Raw genomic sequence first — 19460 nt, 5'->3', positions numbered from 1 at the left:
GACCGTCCGTGGTCATCAGGTGTAGTCGGTCTCACACGGGTGGAAGATGCCCGCGAATTGGTTAGATTGCATCATGCATGTTATGTGTATTATGCACATCGACTGACTTTTCTTGCGAGGAGCAAGCTCGTGACAAAAACCGAACCCGCTGTCCGCCCCGGGGCGGTACTTGCGGTGCTCGCCTTCGCTGGGATCGTGGCGTCGCTGACGCAGACCCTGGTGATGCCGTTACTCGGGCAGCTGCCGGAGATACTGAGCACCGACCCATCGAATGCGACCTGGGTGGTGACCGCGAGCCTGCTGGCCAGCGCGGTGACGACGCCGGTCGCCGGCCGGCTCGGTGACCTCTACGGCAAACGCGTGGTCCTGGTGGGCTCGGTGGTTCCGCTCGTCATCGGTTCGGTGCTGTGCGCCCTGTCCTCGTCGTTGTGGCCGATGCTGGTCGGTCGCGGTCTGCAGGGGATGGGCGTGGGCCTGATCCCGGTCGGTATCGCCGCCCTGCGTGATCTGCTGCCGCCGGCGAAACTCGGCTCCGGTATCGCGCTGATCAGCTCCTCCCTCGGCGTCGGCGGCGCGCTCGGTATGCCGCTGGCCGCGGCGGTCGTCGAGTACAGCAGCTGGCAGTACCTGTTCTGGGGTATCGCCGTGCTCGGCGCGATCGCGGGCCTGTTGATCTTCCTGGTGGTACCGGCGACCCCGCCGCGTGCCGAACGCGGCCGATTCGATGTGCTGGGCGCGATCGGCCTCGGCGCCGCACTGGTCTGCTTGCTGCTCGCCGTATCCAAGGGTGCGTCCTGGGGCTGGACCAGCGTCACCACGATCTCGCTGTTCGCCGCCGCCGTGGTGGTGCTGCTGCTGTGGGGTTTCTGGGAGCTGCGCTCGCGTGATCCGCTGGTCGATCTGCGGGTGACCGCCCGGCCCCGGGTACTGCTGACCAACGCCGCCTCGATCGTCATCGGTATGTCGATGTTCGCGCAGGCGCTGATCTTCCCGCAGCTGCTCCAGCTGCCGGAAGCCACCGGCTACGGCCTGGGCCAATCGATGGTCGCGATGGGTCTGTGGATGGCACCCGGCGGTCTGACCATGATGCTCACCTCGCCGCTGAGCGCGAAGCTGTCCGCGCTCGCCGGTCCGAAGATCACTTTGACCGTCGGCTCGGTCATCATCGCCCTCGGCTACGGAGCGTCGGTGCTGATGATGGGGGAGCCCTGGGGTCTGATGCTCGGCGCCATCATCATCAGCCTGGGCGTCGGTTTCGCCTACGGCGCCATGCCCGCGCTGATCATGAGCTCGGTGCCGATCACCGAGACCTCGGCCGCCAACAGCTTCAACACCCTGATGCGCTCGATCGGCACCTCGGTGGCCTCGGCCGCCATCGGCGCTGTCCTCGCGCAGATGAGCGTCAGCTTCGCCGGCGGGACCAGCGTCCCGACCGAGGACGGGTTCCGGGTCGGCATCCTGATCGGCTGCGGTGTCGCGGTGGCGGCGGCGCTGGTCGCGCTGACCATTCCGACGGCCAAGCGCGCTGCCGCGGCGGCGGTCGCGGGCGCACGGTCCGACGAGGTGAAGGCCGAAGCGCATGCGGCGGCCGAAGCGGTTCCTGCCGCACCCGCGGGACTTTCGGCGGAAGCCGAGCAGGTGGTCGACGATGCCGTCGCGGTGCCGCCGGTCACCGGGGACGCTGTTCCCACCCCGGGTCCGCGGCACGCCGCTCCCGAGACCCCGGCCGTCGCTGCGGCGCATCGCAACGGTGCGAGCGAGCCCGCGGCGCAGCCGGCCGGTAGCGGATCGGTGCTGTTCGGGCGGGTATCCGATGCCCGGGGTACCGCGGTGGCGGGAGCGACCCTCACCCTGATATCGCCCACCGGCCAGCAGCTGAGCCGGGCGCGCTCGGGTGCGGACGGGTTCTACGAACTGGCCGCGCCCGAACCGGGGTCGTATGTGCTCATCGCTTCGGCCGAGGGGCGGCGGCCCGATGCGTCGACCGCGGTCCTCGGCAGCAACCCGGTGTCCTACGACGTCGAACTCAGCGCGCTGACCGGTTTGGAAGGCGCCGTCGTGCGGATGGGAGACGGCCACCCGGTGTCCGGTGCGATGATCACCGCGCTGGACCTGCGCGGCGAAGTGCTGGCCGCGGGAGTTTCCGACCACACCGGGCGTTTCGAACTGACCGGTCTGCCGGAAGGTGATTTCACGATCGCGGTGAGCGCGTTCGGTTACCACCCGACCGCGGTCTCGGCACAGGTCAACGGCCGGGACACGGCCCGCCTGGAGGTGCCGCTGCGCCCCGGTGTGCGGGTAACGGGTGTGGTCAACGGCGGCGGGCGTCCGCTGGCGGCGGCGCTGGTGACCCTGACCGATTCGCTGGGCAATGTGGTCGAGAGCCGGACCACGGACGCCGACGGCTCCTATGTCTTCGGCAACCTCGCCGAGGGCAGCTATACGGTCGTCGCCACCGGCTACGCGCCCTCGACCGCGCAGGTACGGGTGGGCGAGCACGATATCGAGGGGATCGATCTCGAACTGCACGCCGGCTCGGCCGAAACTCCCGCCGAGCCCGAGGACCGGGAAACCGAACAGTTCGGCGAACTCCCGGAGGTGCACAAGACCTCCTGGTGAGTAGGTCTCCTGTGCGCAGAACGGAACAGGGCCCCCGGAGCAGCTGCTCCGGGGGCCCTGCGTGTTCGATGTCCCGGGGCCCGATTTTGTTGTATCGGAGCCAGCTCCTACACTAAACCGGTTGCCAGGGCATATCTGTGTCCGTGGGTGGCCCCGCGAGGGCCCCCGGGCGATACGAACTCATCCGGCGGTGACTGCCGTCCGGACCAGCCGAATTGCTGTAGGCCCACGGGTCGCGTCTGTGACGCGGGTGTTGTATGGGAACCGCAGCGAGAAAGGTGTCGAGGTCGAACTATGACCATGACCGATCCGATCGCAGACTTTCTGACACGTCTGCGCAACGCCAACTCGGCGTACCACGATCAGGTGAAGGCTCCGCATTCGAAGCTCAAGGCGAATATCGCCGAGATCCTGAAGCGTGAGGGCTATATCGCCGATTACCGCACCGAGGACGCGACCGTGGGCAAGGCCCTCGTCGTCGACCTCAAGTACGGGCCCAGCCGGGAACGCAGCCTGCAGGGTCTGCGGCGCGTCTCGAAGCCGGGTCTGCGCGTGTACGCGAAATCCACCAACCTGCCCAAGGTCCTGGGCGGCCTCGGCGTGGCCATCATCTCCACGTCGACCGGTCTGCTCACCGACCGCCAGGCGGCCAAGCAGGGAGTAGGCGGGGAAGTCCTCGCCTACGTCTGGTAAGGGGAGGTACGGACAATGTCGCGTATCGGTAAAGATCCCGTCGTGATCCCCTCGGGTGTCGAGGTGACCATCAACGGCCAGGACGTCGCCGTGAAGGGCCCGAAGGGTCAGCTCGCGCTGACCATCTCCGAGCCGATCACCGTCGCGCAGGAAGACGGCCGCCTGGTGGTCTCCCGCCCGGACGACGAGCGCCGCAATCGCTCCCTGCACGGCCTGACCCGGACCCTGATCGACAATATGGTCGTCGGTGTCACCAAGGGTTACGAGAAGAAGATGGAAATCTTCGGCGTCGGCTACCGCGTGCAGCAGAAGGGCAGCAACCTCGAGTTCGCCCTCGGCTACAGCCACCCGGTGCCGATCGAAGCGCCGGAAGGCATCACTTTCGCGGTGGAGTCGCCCACCAAATTCTCTGTATCCGGGATCGACAAGCAGAAGGTCGGCCAGATTTCGGCGGTTATCCACGGCCTGCGCAAGCCCGACCCGTACAAGGGTAAGGGCATCCGCTACGCCGGTGAGGTCGTTCGCCGCAAGGTCGGAAAGACGGGTAAGTGATCATGGCGCAAACCGAGAACCAGAAGGCCAAGCGTATTCCGCTGGGCAAGGATGCTTCGACTCGCCGCCGGCTGTCCAAGACGCGGCGTCATTTCCGCCTGCGCAAGAAGATCGAGGGCACCAGCGTTCGGCCGCGGCTGATCGTGCACCGCTCCTCGCGGCATCTGCATGTGCAGCTCATCGACGATTCGGCCGGTCACACCCTGGCCTCGGCCTCGACCATCGAGGCCGATGTGCGGGCGGTGGACGGCGACAAGACCGCCAAGGGCAAGAAGGTCGGCGAGCTGATCGCCGCGCGTGCCAAGGCCGCCGGTGTGGAGGCCGTGGTGTTCGACCGCGGTGGCCACGACTACCACGGCCGGATCGCGGCGCTCGCCGACGCCGCTCGGGAAGGCGGGCTGAAGTTCTGATGATCAACATGACTGCACACACCAGCGTGAACGGAAGGAACGTCTGATGCCGGGACGTCAACGGCGTGACGGCGGAAACGGACCCGCCGGACAGAACCCCAATGCCCCCGAGGGCGGCCGCGACAACCGTCGTGGCGGCGGCGACCGCCGCGGCGATCGTCGTAACGATCCCGCCGAGAAGAACCAGCTCGAGCGGGTCGTAGCGATCAACCGTGTCTCCAAGGTGGTCAAGGGTGGCCGGCGCTTCAGCTTCACCGCCCTGGTCATCGTGGGCGACGGCAACGGCCTGGTCGGTGTCGGCTACGGCAAGGCCAAGGAAGTTCCCGCGGCCATCCAGAAGGGCGTCGAGGAAGCGCGTAAGGGCTTCTTCCGGGTCCCGATGATCGGCTCCACCATCACCCACCCGGTGCAGGGCGAAGCGGCGGCCGGTGTGGTCATGCTGCGTCCGGCTTCCCCGGGTACCGGTGTGATCGCCGGTGGTGCCGCGCGTGCCGTTCTGGAATGCGCGGGCATCCACGACATCCTGGCCAAATCGCTCGGTAGCGATAACGCGATCAATGTCGTCCACGCGACCGTGGCCGCGCTGAAGATGCTGCAGCGGCCCGAAGAGGTCGCCGCGCGTCGCGGTCTGCCGCTCGAGGACGTCGCTCCCGCGGGCATGCTGCGTGCCCGTGCCGGACAAGGAGTCTGATATGGCAGATCTCAAGGTGACCCAGATCAAGAGCTCGATCGGCGCCAAGCAGAATCAGCGGGAGAGCCTGCGGACCCTCGGTCTGCGGGGGATCCGCAAGACGGTTATCCGGGAAGACACCCCGCAGAACCGCGGTCTGATCAATGTCGTGCGCCACCTCGTAACTGTTGAGGAGGTCTGACATGACCATCAAACTGCACCATCTGCGCCCGGCCCCGGGCTCCAAGACCGATAAGACCCGCGTGGGTCGCGGTGAGGGCTCCAAGGGTAAAACCGCCGGCCGCGGCACCAAGGGCACCAAGGCCCGCAAGAACGTGCCTGCCGCGTTCGAGGGCGGCCAGATGCCCATCCACATGCGCCTGCCGAAGCTGAAGGGCTTCACCAACCCGTTCCGGGTGGAGTACCAGGTCGTCAACGTGGGCGCCATCGCCGAGCTGTTCCCCGAGGGCGGCACTATCGGCAAGGACGAATTGGTCGCCAAGGGCGCGGTTCGTAAGAACCAGCTGGTCAAGGTGCTCGGCGAAGGGGATATCTCCGTTGCCGTGCAGGTCAGCGCGGACAAGTTCTCCGGCTCCGCCAAGGAGAAGATCACAGCCGCCGGTGGCACCGCCACCGAACTGGGCTGACGTCCGCCATTTCGAAGACAGGACGCCGGACGAGTGCAGGCTCGTCCGGCGTCACTGTTAGAGTTCAAGTGTTGTCTGCCAAGACCCGTCATGGGTTCGGCGATTCCGACCGGGACACGCTGAAAATTTCCATGGCCTGACCATGTCGTTCGCCAGGAGGATCTGTGCTTTCCGCCTTCGTTACGGCCTTCCGGACCTCGGACTTGCGGCGGAAGATTCTCTTCACGCTGGGGCTGGTCGCGTTGTACCGGCTCGGTGCCGCGCTGCCCTCGCCGGGCGTCGACTACAAGGCGGTCCAGGAGTGTATCGACCTGGTCTCCGGCGGTGATTCCGCCGGGATCTACCAGCTCATCAACCTGTTCTCGGGTGGTGCGCTACTCCAGCTGTCGGTGTTCGCGATCGGCATCATGCCGTACATCACCGCGAGCATCATCGTTCAGCTGCTGACCGTCGTCATCCCGCGGTTCGAGGAACTGCGCAAGGAAGGCCAGGCCGGCCAGACCAAGATGACGCAGTACACCCGCTACCTATCGGTCGCGCTGGCGATTCTGCAGGCTTCGGGCCTGGTGGCGCTGGCCGCCCAGGGCAAGCTGTTGCAGGGCTGCCAGCAGGATATTCTCGCCGACACCAGTGTCTTCGGCATGATCATCATCGTCCTGGTGATGACCGCGGGTGCGGCCCTGGTGATGTGGTTCGGTGAGCAGATCACCGAGCGCGGTGTCGGTAACGGTATGTCGCTGCTGATCTTCGCCGGTATCGCCGCCCGTATCCCGAGCGAGGGTAAGAACATCCTCGACAGCCGCGGCAACCTGGTGTTCGCGCTCGTCTGCGTGGCCGCGTTCGCCATCATCATGGCGGTCATCTTCGTCGAGCAGGGGCAGCGCCGGATCCCGGTCCAGTACGCCAAACGCGTCGTCGGCCGCAAGATGTACGGCGGTTCGTCGACCTATCTGCCGCTGAAGGTGAACCAGGCCGGCGTCATCCCGGTGATCTTCGCCTCGTCCCTGCTGTATCTGCCGAACCTGATTGCCCAGCTCACCGGGTCCAGTACCGCCGAAGACCCCAGCTGGTGGCAGGAGATCATCCAGAAGTACCTGGTGAACCCCGGTAACCCGGTGTACATCGCGATCTACTTCGGCCTTATTGTCTTCTTCACCTACTTCTATGTCGCGATCACCTTCAACCCGGAGGAACGCGCGGACGAAATGAAGAAGTTCGGCGGCTTCATCCCGGGCTACCGCCCCGGTAAGCCGACGGCCGACCATCTGACCTATGTGCTGAGCCGTATCACCCTGCCGGGCTCCATCTATCTCGGTATGGTCGCCGTCCTGCCGAACCTGTTCCTGGATATGGGTGGCTCCGGCGGCGGTACGCAGAATCTGCCGTTCGGTGGCACCGCGGTGCTCATCATGGTGAGCGTCGGCCTGGACACCGTGAAGCAGATCGAAAGCCAACTCATGAATCGCAATTACGAAGGGTTCCTCAAGTGAGAGTCGTACTACTCGGGCCGCCGGGAGCGGGCAAGGGCACCCAAGCCGTGCTGCTATCGGAAAAGCTGGGGGTACCGCATATCTCTACGGGGGATCTGTTCCGCGCGAACATCAGCGAGCAGACTCCGCTCGGTGTCGAGGCCAAGCGCTATATGGACGCCGGTGAGCTGGTGCCCAGCGATGTGACCAACCGGATGGTGCGGTCGCGAGTGGGTGAACCCGATGCTTCGCGCGGTTTCGTTCTCGACGGCTATCCGCGCACCGTGGACCAGGCCGACGCGCTCGCCAAGATCCTCGACGAACTCGGTAGCGAACTCGACGCGGTGCTCTGCTTCGTGGTGTCCGAGGACACGGTGGTCGAGCGGATGCTCTCCCGGGGCCGTTCCGACGACAACGAGGAGACCATCCGGACCCGGCTGCGCGTCTACCGCGACGAGACCCAGCCGTTGCTGAACTACTACGACGGTCTGGTGGTCTCGGTGGACGGAGTCGGCGAGGTCGAGGAGGTCAACTCCCGGGCCCTCGAGGCGTTGGGCCGTAATGCCACGACCGGATAACTCGGTTCGCGGTGCCGGCATCGATCCTTCGATGAAGGAGAGCTGTGGTCTTCGGTCGCAAGAATAAGAAGGTCGTCCCGTTCCGGACCGCCGGCGAGCTGGATGCCATGGCGGCGGCCGGGGCGATCGTCGGTCGCGCGCTGGTGGCGGTTCGCGCCGCGGCCGCACCCGGAGTCTCCACTCTCGAACTGGACCGGGTCGCCGAACAGGTGATCCGGGACGCCGGTGCGGTTCCTTCCTTCAAGGGCTACCACGGGTTCCCGGCGTCGATCTGCGCATCGGTGAACGATCGCGTGGTGCACGGTATCCCGGCCGAATCGGAGCTACTGGCTCCGGGCGATCTGGTGTCCATCGATTGCGGAGCGATCCTGGACGGCTGGCACGGTGATTCGGCCTGGACGTTCGGGGTGGGCGAACTGTCCGAGGCCGATCGGCTGCTCAGCGAGGCGACCGAGAAATCGATGTTGGCGGGAATCGCCGCGATGGTTCCCGAGAATCGGCTCACCGATATCTCGCATGCGATCGAGCTCGGCACCCGGGCCGCGGAATCCGAGCACGCTCGCCCGTACGGCATCGTCGACGGGTACGGCGGTCACGGCATCGGCCGCGAAATGCATCTGGATCCATTCCTGCCGAACGAGGGGGAGCCGGGTAAGGGGCCGCGTCTGGTGATCGGTTCGGTGCTGGCGATCGAGCCGATGCTCACGCTGGGTACCTCCGATACCAAGGTGCTCGACGACGATTGGACCGTGGTGACCACCGATGGTTCGCGGGCGGCGCATTGGGAGCATACGGTCGCGGTGACCGAGGACGGGCCACGTATCCTCACGCTGCGCCCTGAATAGGCCTCCCCGAGATCGGTCCGGTTCCGGTACCGCGGTGACGGGGCACCGGCGATAGTCACACTGTTCCGGTTGTTCTCGTGTGGATCTCAGAGTTCCACCATGAGAGTGACGGGACCGTCGTTGGTCAGCTCCACACGCATATGCGCTCCGAAACGACCCTGCGCGACGGATGCTCCGAACGTGCGGAGAGCCTCGGTGAAAATCGCTACCAGCGGTTCGGCCACCGGGCCCGGGGCGGCCGCGGACCAGGACGGGCGTCTGCCTTTCCGGGTTTCGGCGTACAGGGTGAACTGGCTGACCACCAAGATGGGTGCGCCCAGATCGGCGGCGCTGCGTTCGCCCTCGAGAATGCGCAGGCGCCAGATCTTGTCGGCCAAGGCGCGGGCGGTATCCGCGGTATCGCTGTGGGTCGCACCGACCAGCGCTACAAGACCGTGGGGGACATCGTGTTCGGCGGGATCGATATGCCCCACGATCTCGTCGCCGACGAGCACGCGGGCCGAGGTCACTCGTTGCAGTAGTACACGCACAGCCTCGATCATGCCGCGAGCCCGCCGATGGGCGGCCCGGGGCCGGTCGTTCTCAATTGTGGGAATTCGGTGGGGGTGGGCCGCCGCGGAGGTGCGGTATCTTCGACGGAAGCCGTGTTCTCCCGGTTCGGTTGTGAAATGTGCACGACCACAGGAGAGAAGCCCAAGTTAATCTTCGCGTCACGTCCAGTTGGTTCTCGACTGTCATTGTCGGACCAAATACACTCGTGGTGCGATGATTCGCGCCACCGGGAGGAGTGGACGCCATGGGCGACGGACAGAATGTCGAGTACAACGAACAAGCCTTTCGCCGTGCCGGAGCGAAAACCGGTGCTGTTCGGGACAAGATCCAAGGGGTGATCGACACCCTGGAAAGCTCGATCGCGTCACGCGGGGCGCCCTGGGGGACAGACACTCTCGGCGATACCTTCGCCAACGGGCAGAACGGTAACCCCGGCTACACCACGGCCCGCGACAACCTGGTCGAAGGCGCGGGGAACGTGGCGGGGACGTTCGGGAGCTTCCACGACGGTCAGATCGAGAGCGCGGATCTACTGCGCGATATGGAAGACGGCAACCGCGACGGTCTGCGCTGATCGAGTCCGGTGAGGCACTGAGGGGGCAGAGGCGACGATGACCAACGAACAAGCCAAGGCCGAGCTGGCGGCAATCCTGGACGGTGTGCAGGAGCAGATGCGCACTATCGCCGAACTCCAGCAGCGACGGGCCGAACTCACCGCGACCGCTGCCGCCCGCGGTAAGAAGGTCAAGGTCACCGTCAACGCCGACAACAAGGTGATCGACGTCAAATTCGCCTCGAATGTAGACGAATTGAGCTACTCCGAGATCGCCAAAGCCGTTATCGAAGCGGCCCAGCGGGCGTGTACGGAGGTAGCCCGGCAGACCGCCGGGCTGATGGCCCCACTGGAGAACCAGCGGGCCCAGCTGCCGAAGCTCTCGGACCTGGTCGAGGATCTGGCAGGAGTCGAGATTCCGGGTTCGGTAGAGGCGCCCACCACCCGGCCGAACAGCCTCGGTAGCCAGATGGTTTCCGATGGCAGTGCCGCGCCGCGCACCAGCATGCGGGATCTTCCGCGCGGTCGAGGCGGTTCGGCCACCGACTCCAGCTGGTGAGCCGGGTAACTCGAGATGATCGAACTGCCGGGGTGGGCCCAGAGTCTCTCCCTCATCGCCGGCGTGGAATGGCCCACCGGCGACGAAGACCAGATGTGGGGACTGGGCGAGGATTGGCGTACCGCGGCATCCGCACTCGAGGATATCGTTCCCGACATCATCGAAGCCAAGGACGCCTCGATGGAGGCGTATCCGCAGGGTGACGGTGTCGAGGAGATGATCAAGGCTTTCGACAGCCTCATCTCCGGTGACGGTTCCGACAAGGATCAGTCTCTCCCCAAACTGGCCGAATACTTCAAGAACATAGGCGATTCCGCCTACAACACCGGCACCGAGATCGAATACACGAAACTGATGTACATCTCGTCGCTGGCGTTGCTGGCGGCGGAGCTCGCGGCGGCACTGATCTGGCCGCCGACCGCGCCCCTGGTCCAGGGGGCGGCGATCGCCATGACCAGGGTCGCCGTCCGGATCCTCGGGCGGCGCGTGGTTCAGGCCATCGCGCGAGCCCTGACCAAGCTGGTCGCGAACCGGCTGGTGAACTTCCTGCTTCGGCACGTCGCGATAGACACGATCATCGGCACGCTGCAGGAACTGGGTATCCAGCAGTACCAGGTGGATTCCGGACACCGGAAAGAAATCAACTGGGATCAGGTCGCGGTCACCGCCGTGAGTTCGGCTGCCGGCGGTGCCGCCGCGGGTCCGTTCGCGGATATGCTCGGCCGCCGCCTGGACAATCTCCTCGGCGGATTGGACGGCAACGGGAACCCGCTGCCGCTGACGATGCCTCAGCAATACCTCAAAGCGGGTATCACCGGAACCGGTGCGGGCCTGGTCGGCGCGTTCGCGGGGCTCGGTGCCGCGATCCCGGCTCAGATCGTGGCCAGTGCCACGGGGGAGAACGCGGTGAGCTGGGGGGAGGCGGCGAGTCAGGCCTACTCCTCGCTACCCAGCCAGTTCGGGCCGCTGATGTTCAGTGCCGGCGCGTCCAACGGATTGATGACCGGCCTGGGCAAGTTCGGTGCGAACCATGCCTACAGTTCGCTCGGCGTCGGTACGTTCAACTCGGATCACCAGTCGTTCACGTCTCGGTTCAACGATGTCCTCACCGGTCCGGGGCCGGGAATCGGTGGTCTCCCACCGGGAGCGGGTGGTCCCGGTATCGGTAACGGGCCCGGCGCGAGTCCGGACGGCTCCGGGGCTTCAGATGGTTCCGGGGCGGCCGGTAACTCGTCGGGATCGAGATCGACGACGCCGGCCGCTACGGGACAACCGGGCGATTCGGCTCCGGCAACCGACTCCGCAACAGATACCGATGGGCAGAACGGCGGAGGCGACCGCTCATCGACCGGCGGGAACGATCCCGGGGCCGCCGGACCCGCGGATAGATCGGTAACCGGTGGTCACCATGACGTCTCGACCACCGGTGACGCCGGGCAGACCGGTGACTCGCAGCAACCGAGCCGATCGGAAACGGAAACTTCGAGCGCGGCCCGCGAATCTGCCGGTGAGAGCGAGGGAACCTGGAACGAGACTCGTGCGGGCCTGCCCGAGGAATCCCTGGAGAGCCGACCGCAGCCGGCGGAGGATCCGGGTATCGCGGCCGGCCGGCAGGACAGCGTGGTGGATGAGAGTACGGCCGCGCCACGCGCCGACGAGGGGCCGTCCGAGCTGAGCGACCGGACTGCGGAATCCTCCAGGGCCGGAACCGATCCGGCTGCCGGCGCGCCCCTCACGAACACGACCGGTGCGGTGGTGGCCCCGACGGCCCCGGGAGCGCCGGCAGCCACCGGCGTGCCGCCCGGTGGTCCGGCCGCCGCCGGCGCCGCCCCGGCGACCGGCTCCGGACCGGCGGCTTCCGGACCGGCGAATTCATCTGCGGCCCCGGCCGATACGAGGAGTTCGCCCGCTCCGCCACCTGGTGATCATCGGCCGCAGACAGGGGGCGCCGATGGGAACTCGGGCCGTCCGAGGTCCGGTATGGGTGAGCGTGCGGGCCTTTCACCTCGTACCCCGTACCCCGGTACCGACGGGGGGCTCCGTGCAGGACGGACGGACCCCGGGCTGCCCGGGTCCGATGGTGCCGATCGAACCGGCGAGGGACGGCAGCCGGATGCTCCGCAGCAGGAATCCCGGGCGGGTGATCGTGACGCCGGGATCGGTCCCGAGGATGTGGTGCCGGTACCCGTTGCGGTCGGCGAACCGGCGGCGGCGACCTCCGATCGAGGTACCGGGCCTCGCGATACATCCACGCCCGGTGAATCTCGCGGCACCCGTCCCGAAGGAGAGCAGCAGCGTAACCCGGCCCGCGACGAGGAGATTTCGCGCGACGATCCGGTTCGGAGCCCGGATGAGCCGGAAACCGCCCCGGATCTGCGCAACCGCGGAGAATGTGGGCGGCTGACTCTCGAGGAGATCCAGAGCGAGTCCGGCAGCGACCGGATCACACCTCCCCGGGATCCGGTCGGTCCCGGTGGTATGACCCGTTCCGAGTTGGAGGCGGCCGCTGGTGGACGCCTGTACGACTATCCGGGGGTGGGCGAGGATCACCCACGACACCAGGGCGTGGCGGACGAACTGCTGCGGATGGCCGCGCGGATGGATCCCGACGACGTCGCTGAAGGGCGCGGTCCCCGGGCGCTGGTCGTGGATGAATACGCGAGCCCGGTGGACGAGCACGGGGTCGGCGCGCATGCCTATTCGCTCACGGTGCGAATGGATCCGGAGACCGGCGAATACCGGATCGAGGTGTCGGACCCGGCAGCGGGCCAGCGCAAAGGGTTTCCGCCGGATATCCCGGCCGACCTCCGGTCGGTGTCGGCGATCCTGTTCGACGGTGCGGGTCATGCGGTACGCCCGGGACCGGCCGACGTTCGTGTGCGCCCCGCCAATGAACGCTACCTGCACGCCGGAGACCAAGACTACGGCGACAACCGCCGGCCGCATGAAACCCCCGACGAGTTCGTGGCCCGGACGCGTGCCGAACGAGCCGATATCCGGGCCCAGCTGGAGACCAACCGGGCGCAGTACCTGCGCGGGCGCGCCGACGGTCTCGACGCCGCCGGTCGGACGAACGATGCGGCGGTCTACCGGGATCGTGCCGAAGTGGCCGAATCGAGCGCGGGACGGTACCGGGGCGAGGCCGACCGTCTGTGGGAGGCCGTGGGCGGGCGCCCGGAGGGCGATGCCGGGCATCGCTACCCGTTCGGCGAATCCAGGTTGCCGTCCGACGAGTCCGGTCCACGGATCGGGCGGCTGACTCCGGAGGAGATGTTCCGCGGCGAAGACGGCGAGCTACACGGTGAAGATGATCCCCCGGGGACGTTCCGCAGTGCAGACGGTGCGCTGCACAAGCCGGGAGACCCGACAGGGACCTACCGCGACGAGTCCGAGGGCTTGCTGCACCGGCCAGGTGATCCCGAGGGGACCTACCGGGACGACGATCCGCCGCACAAAATGCACCGGCCGGGCGACCCGCCGGATACCTCCCGGGACCGGAACAACGACCTGCACGGCCCGGACGGGTTGTATGCCACGCAGGGTAAGACGGCCGGAAACAGGTTCGAAGCCGATCGGGGACCCTGGGCTCCCTACAATATCGACGATACGAACTCCACGGCCGAGCGGAGACAGGCGTGGGAGGAGGCGCTGCAAGCCCGCGACGCGGCGATCCGCGATCGGAATACTGCGAGAAACAACGCCAGGGCCCATGCTGACGAGTTCCTGAGGCTGGCCCGGCAGTACGGTATCGATACCCCTCAGCGGTCCGACGGCTCGCCGGGTAATCGGTATCACTCCGCTGACGACGTCATCAATCTCTCGACGAGCCGGCTCAGGAACGAAATCGACCGCATGCTCGCGGAAACCGAGCGTCGCTCACCCCAGGATCTCGCGCAGCGAGATGACTTTCTCGACGAACTTCGCCAGCTGTCGGGGGAATTCCACGATCTGGCGCCCAGACTGAACAAGACGTCGGAAGACATGGGCGAAGCGGCGGCGATAGCGTACGCAGTCGATACCGACCAGCGGCCCGAGGCGGTCCTGCTCGTCCCGTTCAAGGATGCCTCCCATGGGAGAGACACTGTCGACGTCGCGTCCTTGGTGCCGGGAACCGGCGGGCGTCCGCCGAAACTGGTTGTGGTCGAAGCCAAAGGCGGATCGGGCTGGCCTCTCAAATCGGCGGATGTGTACGACCCGCGAACCAGTTCGATCGAACGGGCACAGCAGGGTTCTCCCGAATATCTGCGGAGAACCCTGAACCTCGATCAGAATCTGCGGCGGCTGCTCACCGAAACGCCGGAAGATATGCGTGCGCGCGGTGTTGTTCCCGAGAGCCCTGAAGGTCAGGCGCTGATCCGGGCTCGGGAAGAACTTCTGAAAGCGCACCGAGATGGCACCCTGGAGATCGAATACCACCTGGTACACGCGAACGAGAAGGGAGAGATCCGGGCCGCCCGGTTCGACCTGAATCCATCCGATCCGCCCGGTCGCGCGCCGGTCGCGATGGACCGTATCGGCGGAATCGCCAGGGACACACGTATCGGCAGCCGGCCGGCAGATCCACCGCCTACCGGACCGTCGCCGGACCGGGACGGAGTGGCGCCCGAGAGGGCGGCCCGGGACGAGTCGCGTTCGCCGGAACCGCTACCGGACGATACCGGCGACCGGCACCGAACCGGATCAGCGAACGAACAGGGTCCATCGGAGCGCGAACAGATAACGGGCGAGTCGCCGTCCGATGTCGCGAATCGCGCGGACGAGCGAGTCGAAAACGCGGACAACTCGGACGATTCGCCATCGGAGGGTTCCGATTCCGCTCCTGGGCCTGGTCCCCGGCGGGAGGATTCTTCGCTGCCGCTCGGTGAGGCACTGGCCGATGCCATCGCATACCGCGACGAATTGTCGGGCCGGATAGCCGAAATCGCGCGCGGTCTGCGCACCGAGGCAGGCCAGGACGCATGGGAACCGGGCCGGATCGAGGCGACTGTCCGGGATCTCATGGGCCGTGATCTCGATGCCGAGGACAGCCGCCGGGTGGAAGAACTCGCCGAACTCATGCCCCAGCTGATTCGGGCCGACGAACAAGCGCGGCTGTTCGCCGACCGAGTCGAATACGACCGATTGCTGCACGAACGGCAGACTCTCACCCGGGAGCGGGAATTCCTTCGCGCGAAACTCACCGACCGCGCGCGCAACCTCGGTCTGGAGGAGCCGGGCAGCTGGGCCGGCCGGGATCCGGACGCGCGGGAGGAGGCGATTCTGGGGCTCGAGGTGCAGACCCGTATCGAAACCGTCCAGCACGCCGGCGGTATGGACGAAGCGCCCCATAGTGATCGCCACCCGGTGCGCGGTCAGGAACAGGAAGTCCGCCGGACACTGCTCGAAAAGCTTATCGCCGACAGCGAACGATTCGACGATCTCACGAACGAGCTTCGCGAGACCGATGAGCGCATCGCGACTATGGACCGGGCCGCCGAGGTGCTGGGCCGGCCGCAACCCGAGGATGCCGTCGCGGAGCTGGAACGGCTGGCGCGCGACCGTGCCGCCGAACTACACCGGATAAAACCCCGGCGGTCGATGCGTGACGATCTGGCCGGACGACTGGACGTGGGTGATCCGGACGAATCACTGGCTCCGGACCGGTTGGACGATACGGTGGCCGGTTTGCGGGAGCGGGCCGAGCGGGCACACGCCGAAGGCCGTCTCTCCGCGGGCGATCTCGCGGCCACGCTCCGCGACCTCGAGGGATTGACGGATGCCGCACGCGATGTGAACGCCGCGCACAACCGGATCGGCCGGATTCAGGACGATATGACCCGGGTGGCAGGCGTGTGGCGGGCACTGGCCGAGGCCGAGGGCGGCCGGATGGTGACCGACCGGGTGGGCCTGGTGGAGGGCGACGAACCCCGCATAATCGTGTACGGCCCGCGTCCGGATCCGGCCGATCCACGGGGGGATCACGACGCGGCGCTGGCCGACGCGCTGCGTCGCGATTCCGCCGCCGCGCAGGCCATGGTGCGTCCCGAGACGACGGTCGAATACCGGCGGGTACTGGCCGACCGCTCGGACGACTGGCGGGTCGAGGAAATGGATCCGCCGGAGGTCGAGCATCTGAGCACCGGCTGGGTGGCCGGCCGCCGGCTCGATATCACCACCTGGCGTGACAGTCACGGCACCGTGCACACCGTGGATCCGACCCGGCCCGACTGGAGTACCGGGCGCGACGACTCCCCGCCCCCGAAGAAATTCACGCCCAAAGACCCTCCCGACGGTGTCAGCGGCTGGGCGATGGAGGACGTCGTCAACGACATCACCCTTCCTACCGATGATGTTCCGGCGGGGCAGATTCCGGAAAGCACCCTGCCGGTCAACGCCCCCCAGGCGCCGCAGCAGTACGACACTTCCGGCGTCGACCCGAAGGATATCTTCAGCCAGCACTGGGGGACGGACTCGTACAACATCGTGCGGCTACTGCTGATGGCGGCGCTGGTGCCGAAACACCCGGCGGTCAAGAGCTGGATCCAGCGGCACCCCGAGATCGGCCGGTGGGTACAGGAGCGTCCGTGGTTGCAGAAGCTTCCGCCCTTCGGCACGGTCTTCCGCGACTACGAATGGTTCGCGCCACCGGAACGCGATGTCCAGCCGCTGCACCGCGGCTGGGAGATGAGCGACCACGCGCCGCCGCAGGCCGGCGCGGAAATCCCGGAAGGTTTGCGCCGCCAGTGGGAGCGGGATATCGAGTCGTGGCGCGAAGTCCAGCAATGGGCCGATACCGAATACGATCGTTTCCGCGGCGACGACAGCGATATCGACCGTATCGCCGAGGGGATCGACCGGCACCGGCGGGCCGAGCGGGAGGCGGCGGCCCGGGAGGTCGTCGATACGGTCCGTGAGCGCTTGGTCCGTGAACTCGGCGGAATCGATCCGAACGGTGACGTGCCCGCACAATTGGCGCGTATCGAAACCGCGATCGATCGGGTGGCCGGCGATCTGGCGGACCGGTTCGAGTCCGCGGATTCCGGCGCGATCCGCGATACCGTCGAGCAGATCCGGGAAATGCTGCTGGGCGTGGTCGATCCCGCCGAGATCGGGCCGGGCGCGGATCCGGACGAGATCGTCCGGCCGGTCGACCCCGACGCGATCGTCGATCAATTGGCCCCGCATATGCGAGTCGAGGTCCCCGAGTTCTCCCGGGACGATCTGCTGCGGATCAAGAACCACCTGATGCGCGACGAGCACCGGGTTCGTGACTACACCGACCCCGCAGCGGGTTTCGTGATGCGGCCGATGGATCAGCTCGCCGATGTCGCCGAGGCATGGAACCGGCTGCAGGCCGGTGAGCCGCTGCCGCAGGACTTCGTACTGCTGCGAGATGCGTCGATCGAAGCCCAGTACCTGGCCGACCATCCGCTGGCCACCTGGAAACAGGCCAATGCCCACGCGATCCGGCGCGGCTACCACTGGGACGCGGACCGCCCGCCGCTGACCGATTGGCGGGCCGGTCGCCGGTACGCCCCGGAACCGGTACAGCGGCAACCGCTACTTCCCCCGGAACCGGGACCGGCTCCGCCGCCCGGCCCTGATCCGGCCACCGGACGGCCTCCCGCGGCAGGCTCGGCAGGCGACGGCACACCCCCGGAGCCACTCGGGCCCGCCGGACCTCCGTTATCGCCGGCCCCGGAAGAGTCCGGAGAGTCCCCCGGGGACGGGGGCGGCGAATCCGCGCACAGCAGCGTCCGGCCCGAGCCACGCCCGGCCGACGACCTCGACGATCCGGACGGTCAGGACGCGGCCTCGTCCGACCGGATGGATCGGACGCTGCCGGCCGACGAGGACGACCCGCGAGTGGACTCGGACAACCGTGTGGAGCCGCCGCTGCCGGACCGCGCCGAAGTCGCGTCCGGGGGCGATGCGGGATCGCGAGTCGATCGTGGTGGTACGGCACCGCCGGACGGCTCAGACCCGGCGCGGGGTGCCGGCGGTTCGGCCCCACCGCTGCGGGGTTCGTCACTGCGCTCGCACATCCCGCATCCACCGCACGACTACGAAGCGGAAATGCCGACTGCGTACCGGTACGAACGGAAACCGTGGCCGGTTCCGCCGATTGCGGCGCCCGACCGTCCGGAGCCGCCTGACCAGCCCCAGCCGCAGCCGCCGCAGCCGCAGCCGCAGCCGCCGCAGCCTCCTGTTCCGCCGGAGCCTCCTGTTCCGCCGGAGCCGCCTGTTCCGCCGGAGCCGCCTGTTCCGCCGGAGCCGCCTGTTCCGCCGGAGCCTCCTGTTCCGCCGGAGCCTCCTGTTCCGCCGGAGCCTCCTGTTCCGCCGGAGCCGCCTGTTCCGCCGGAGCCTCCTGTTCCGCCGGAGCCTCCTGTTCCGCCGCAGCCGCCTGTTCCGCCGGAGCCCCCGGTTCCGCCGCAGCCGCCTGTTCCGCCGGAGCCCCCGGTTCCGCCGGTGCCGCCCGTTCAGCCGGTGCCGGAGCGGCCGCAGCCGCCGGAGTTGCCGCAGCCTCCCGTACCACCTGGGCCGGGCCTGCCCGATATGCCCGGGTTGCCCCCTTATTCGGCCCCAGAGAGGACACCACCTGGGTATCCGGAGCCTCCGGCATCGCCCTACCCTGTCGCGCCCGGTGCCTCACCGGTTCCGCCGTCGCACTGGTCCCCGGGTCCACCGTGGCCACCGAGCGGGCCCGGATCGCCTCAGTGGCCGGCTCAGGATCCCGGCGGCTCGATGCTTCCACCACCTGTGCTTCCACCGCCGGTGCTGCCCGGCCCAGGGCCACAGCAGCAGGGAAGTCGGCACAACCGCGTCGGTTCGAACGGCGGAGCCATCGGAAACGGTCATGCGGGCGGGCCCGCCGACAATCCGGGATTGGTCGTAGGACCCTTCTCCGGACCGGGTGTACCGGCCGAATTCGATCCGGAAACCGGGGCACTGCGGGCGGGCCACGGTCTGGGCGGTGCCCGCAGCGGTGTTTACGGCGACCTCGGCGGAGTATCTGTCGTGTTCTACCGAGGGCACGACGGGCGGCTGGGGTTGCGAGTCGGTGAGCGCAGCGTTGTGTTCGAGGGCCCGGTCGAGGTGGATTGGGGCCAGGTCGCGTGGCGGACCATCCGGTTCGCGGTTACCGTCGGCGGCGAGACACTGGCGGAGCTGACGTACCGCGCATTGCCGCCCGAGATGGATCTCGGCGCGTATATCCGCGATGTGCTCATGGACGGCGAGCATCGCGAAAGGGTCTTCACGTGATTCGAATATCCGCCGAGACCCCGGCGCCGACCCGGCAGATCGCGGAAATCCGCCGTGAGCGATGCGGCAT

General features: G+C 67.4%; 14 protein-coding genes and 1 pseudogene. 14 read left to right on the top strand and 1 reads right to left on the bottom strand.

Annotation, left to right across the window (positions count from 1 at the left end; translation table 11 throughout):
• Positions 1–129 precede the first annotated feature (129 nt).
• The 11 genes and pseudogenes from ABZ827_RS26330 to map form a co-directional block, all read left to right on the top strand.
• A pseudogene (locus tag ABZ827_RS26330) lies at positions 130–1539 on the top strand (MFS transporter); the annotation flags it as partial.
• A 24-nt stretch (positions 1540–1563) separates the two neighbouring features.
• Entirely contained in the window at positions 1564–2619 is a 1056-nt protein-coding gene (locus ABZ827_RS26325) for a carboxypeptidase-like regulatory domain-containing protein (protein ID WP_357242047.1), read from the top strand.
• 294 nt (positions 2620–2913) lie between these two features.
• Positions 2914–3312, top strand: a complete 399-nt coding sequence (gene rpsH, locus ABZ827_RS26320; RefSeq protein WP_069161946.1) for a 30S ribosomal protein S8 — start codon at positions 2914–2916, stop codon at positions 3310–3312.
• A 15-nt stretch (positions 3313–3327) separates the two neighbouring features.
• A complete protein-coding gene (gene rplF, locus ABZ827_RS26315; RefSeq protein ID WP_357241927.1) occupies positions 3328–3864 on the top strand; it encodes a 50S ribosomal protein L6 in 537 nt (178 codons plus the stop codon).
• A 2-nt stretch (positions 3865–3866) separates the two neighbouring features.
• Positions 3867–4274 carry a 50S ribosomal protein L18 gene (rplR, locus tag ABZ827_RS26310; protein ID WP_357241924.1) on the top strand — a complete coding sequence of 136 codons (408 nt, stop codon included), beginning with the start codon at positions 3867–3869 and terminating at the stop codon, positions 4272–4274.
• Between the two features lie 46 nt (positions 4275–4320).
• Positions 4321–4965: a 30S ribosomal protein S5 gene (rpsE, locus tag ABZ827_RS26305; protein WP_357241921.1), complete on the top strand. Its 645-nt coding sequence runs from the start codon at positions 4321–4323 to the stop codon at positions 4963–4965.
• Between the two features lies 1 nt (position 4966).
• Positions 4967–5146 carry a 50S ribosomal protein L30 gene (gene rpmD, locus ABZ827_RS26300; protein ID WP_357241918.1) on the top strand — a complete coding sequence of 60 codons (180 nt, stop codon included), beginning with the start codon at positions 4967–4969 and terminating at the stop codon, positions 5144–5146.
• Between the two features lies 1 nt (position 5147).
• Positions 5148–5591: a 50S ribosomal protein L15 gene (gene rplO, locus ABZ827_RS26295; protein WP_357241915.1), complete on the top strand. Its 444-nt coding sequence runs from the start codon at positions 5148–5150 to the stop codon at positions 5589–5591.
• Positions 5592–5755: 164 nt separating this feature from the next.
• Entirely contained in the window at positions 5756–7081 is a 1326-nt protein-coding gene (secY, locus tag ABZ827_RS26290; RefSeq protein WP_357241912.1) for a preprotein translocase subunit SecY, read from the top strand.
• Positions 7078–7638, top strand: coding sequence for an adenylate kinase (locus ABZ827_RS26285; protein ID WP_357241909.1), 561 nt, complete (start codon positions 7078–7080; stop codon positions 7636–7638). The genes secY and ABZ827_RS26285 overlap by 4 nt, the downstream gene beginning before the upstream one ends.
• A gap of 44 nt (positions 7639–7682) precedes the next feature.
• Entirely contained in the window at positions 7683–8483 is an 801-nt protein-coding gene (gene map / locus ABZ827_RS26280; RefSeq protein ID WP_357241906.1) for a type I methionyl aminopeptidase, read from the top strand.
• Between the two features lie 86 nt (positions 8484–8569).
• Here map and dtd read toward each other — a convergent pair whose 3' ends face one another.
• Positions 8570–9013, bottom strand: coding sequence for a D-aminoacyl-tRNA deacylase (dtd, locus tag ABZ827_RS26275; RefSeq protein WP_357241903.1), 444 nt, complete (start codon positions 9011–9013; stop codon positions 8570–8572).
• 266 nt (positions 9014–9279) lie between these two features.
• On the opposite strand from dtd, the gene ABZ827_RS26270 reads away from it, so the two are divergent.
• From ABZ827_RS26270 to ABZ827_RS26260, 3 genes are read left to right on the top strand one after another with little or no spacing between them, the layout of a single operon-like run.
• A complete protein-coding gene (locus ABZ827_RS26270; RefSeq protein WP_357241900.1) occupies positions 9280–9609 on the top strand; it encodes a hypothetical protein in 330 nt (109 codons plus the stop codon).
• Positions 9610–9646: 37 nt separating this feature from the next.
• Complete coding sequence (locus tag ABZ827_RS26265) at positions 9647–10147, top strand: YbaB/EbfC family nucleoid-associated protein (protein ID WP_357241897.1); 501 nt, start codon at positions 9647–9649, stop codon at positions 10145–10147.
• 15 nt (positions 10148–10162) lie between these two features.
• Positions 10163–19390 (top strand): hypothetical protein, encoded by a 9228-nt coding sequence (locus ABZ827_RS26260; RefSeq protein WP_357241894.1) that lies wholly within the window; start codon positions 10163–10165, stop codon positions 19388–19390.
• Positions 19391–19460 lie beyond the last annotated feature (70 nt).

It is taken from the genome of Nocardia sp. NPDC019395 (assembly GCF_040632335.1).
Lineage (GTDB): Bacteria > Actinomycetota > Actinomycetes > Mycobacteriales > Mycobacteriaceae > Nocardia.
The sequence above is the reverse complement of the archived record's forward strand: the minus strand, read 5'-3'. Positions and strand labels throughout refer to the sequence as shown.

Coding starts and splice junctions, on each gene's coding strand:
- rpsH (WP_069161946.1), top strand. CDS start 2,914: ATGACCATGACCGATCCGATCGCAGACTTTCTGACACGTCTGCGCAAC.
- rplF (WP_357241927.1), top strand. CDS start 3,328: ATGTCGCGTATCGGTAAAGATCCCGTCGTGATCCCCTCGGGTGTCGAG.
- rplR (WP_357241924.1), top strand. CDS start 3,867: ATGGCGCAAACCGAGAACCAGAAGGCCAAGCGTATTCCGCTGGGCAAG.
- rpsE (WP_357241921.1), top strand. CDS start 4,321: ATGCCGGGACGTCAACGGCGTGACGGCGGAAACGGACCCGCCGGACAG.
- rpmD (WP_357241918.1), top strand. CDS start 4,967: ATGGCAGATCTCAAGGTGACCCAGATCAAGAGCTCGATCGGCGCCAAG.
- rplO (WP_357241915.1), top strand. CDS start 5,148: ATGACCATCAAACTGCACCATCTGCGCCCGGCCCCGGGCTCCAAGACC.
- ABZ827_RS26270 (WP_357241900.1), top strand. CDS start 9,280: ATGGGCGACGGACAGAATGTCGAGTACAACGAACAAGCCTTTCGCCGT.
- ABZ827_RS26265 (WP_357241897.1), top strand. CDS start 9,647: ATGACCAACGAACAAGCCAAGGCCGAGCTGGCGGCAATCCTGGACGGT.
- ABZ827_RS26260 (WP_357241894.1), top strand. CDS start 10,163: ATGATCGAACTGCCGGGGTGGGCCCAGAGTCTCTCCCTCATCGCCGGC.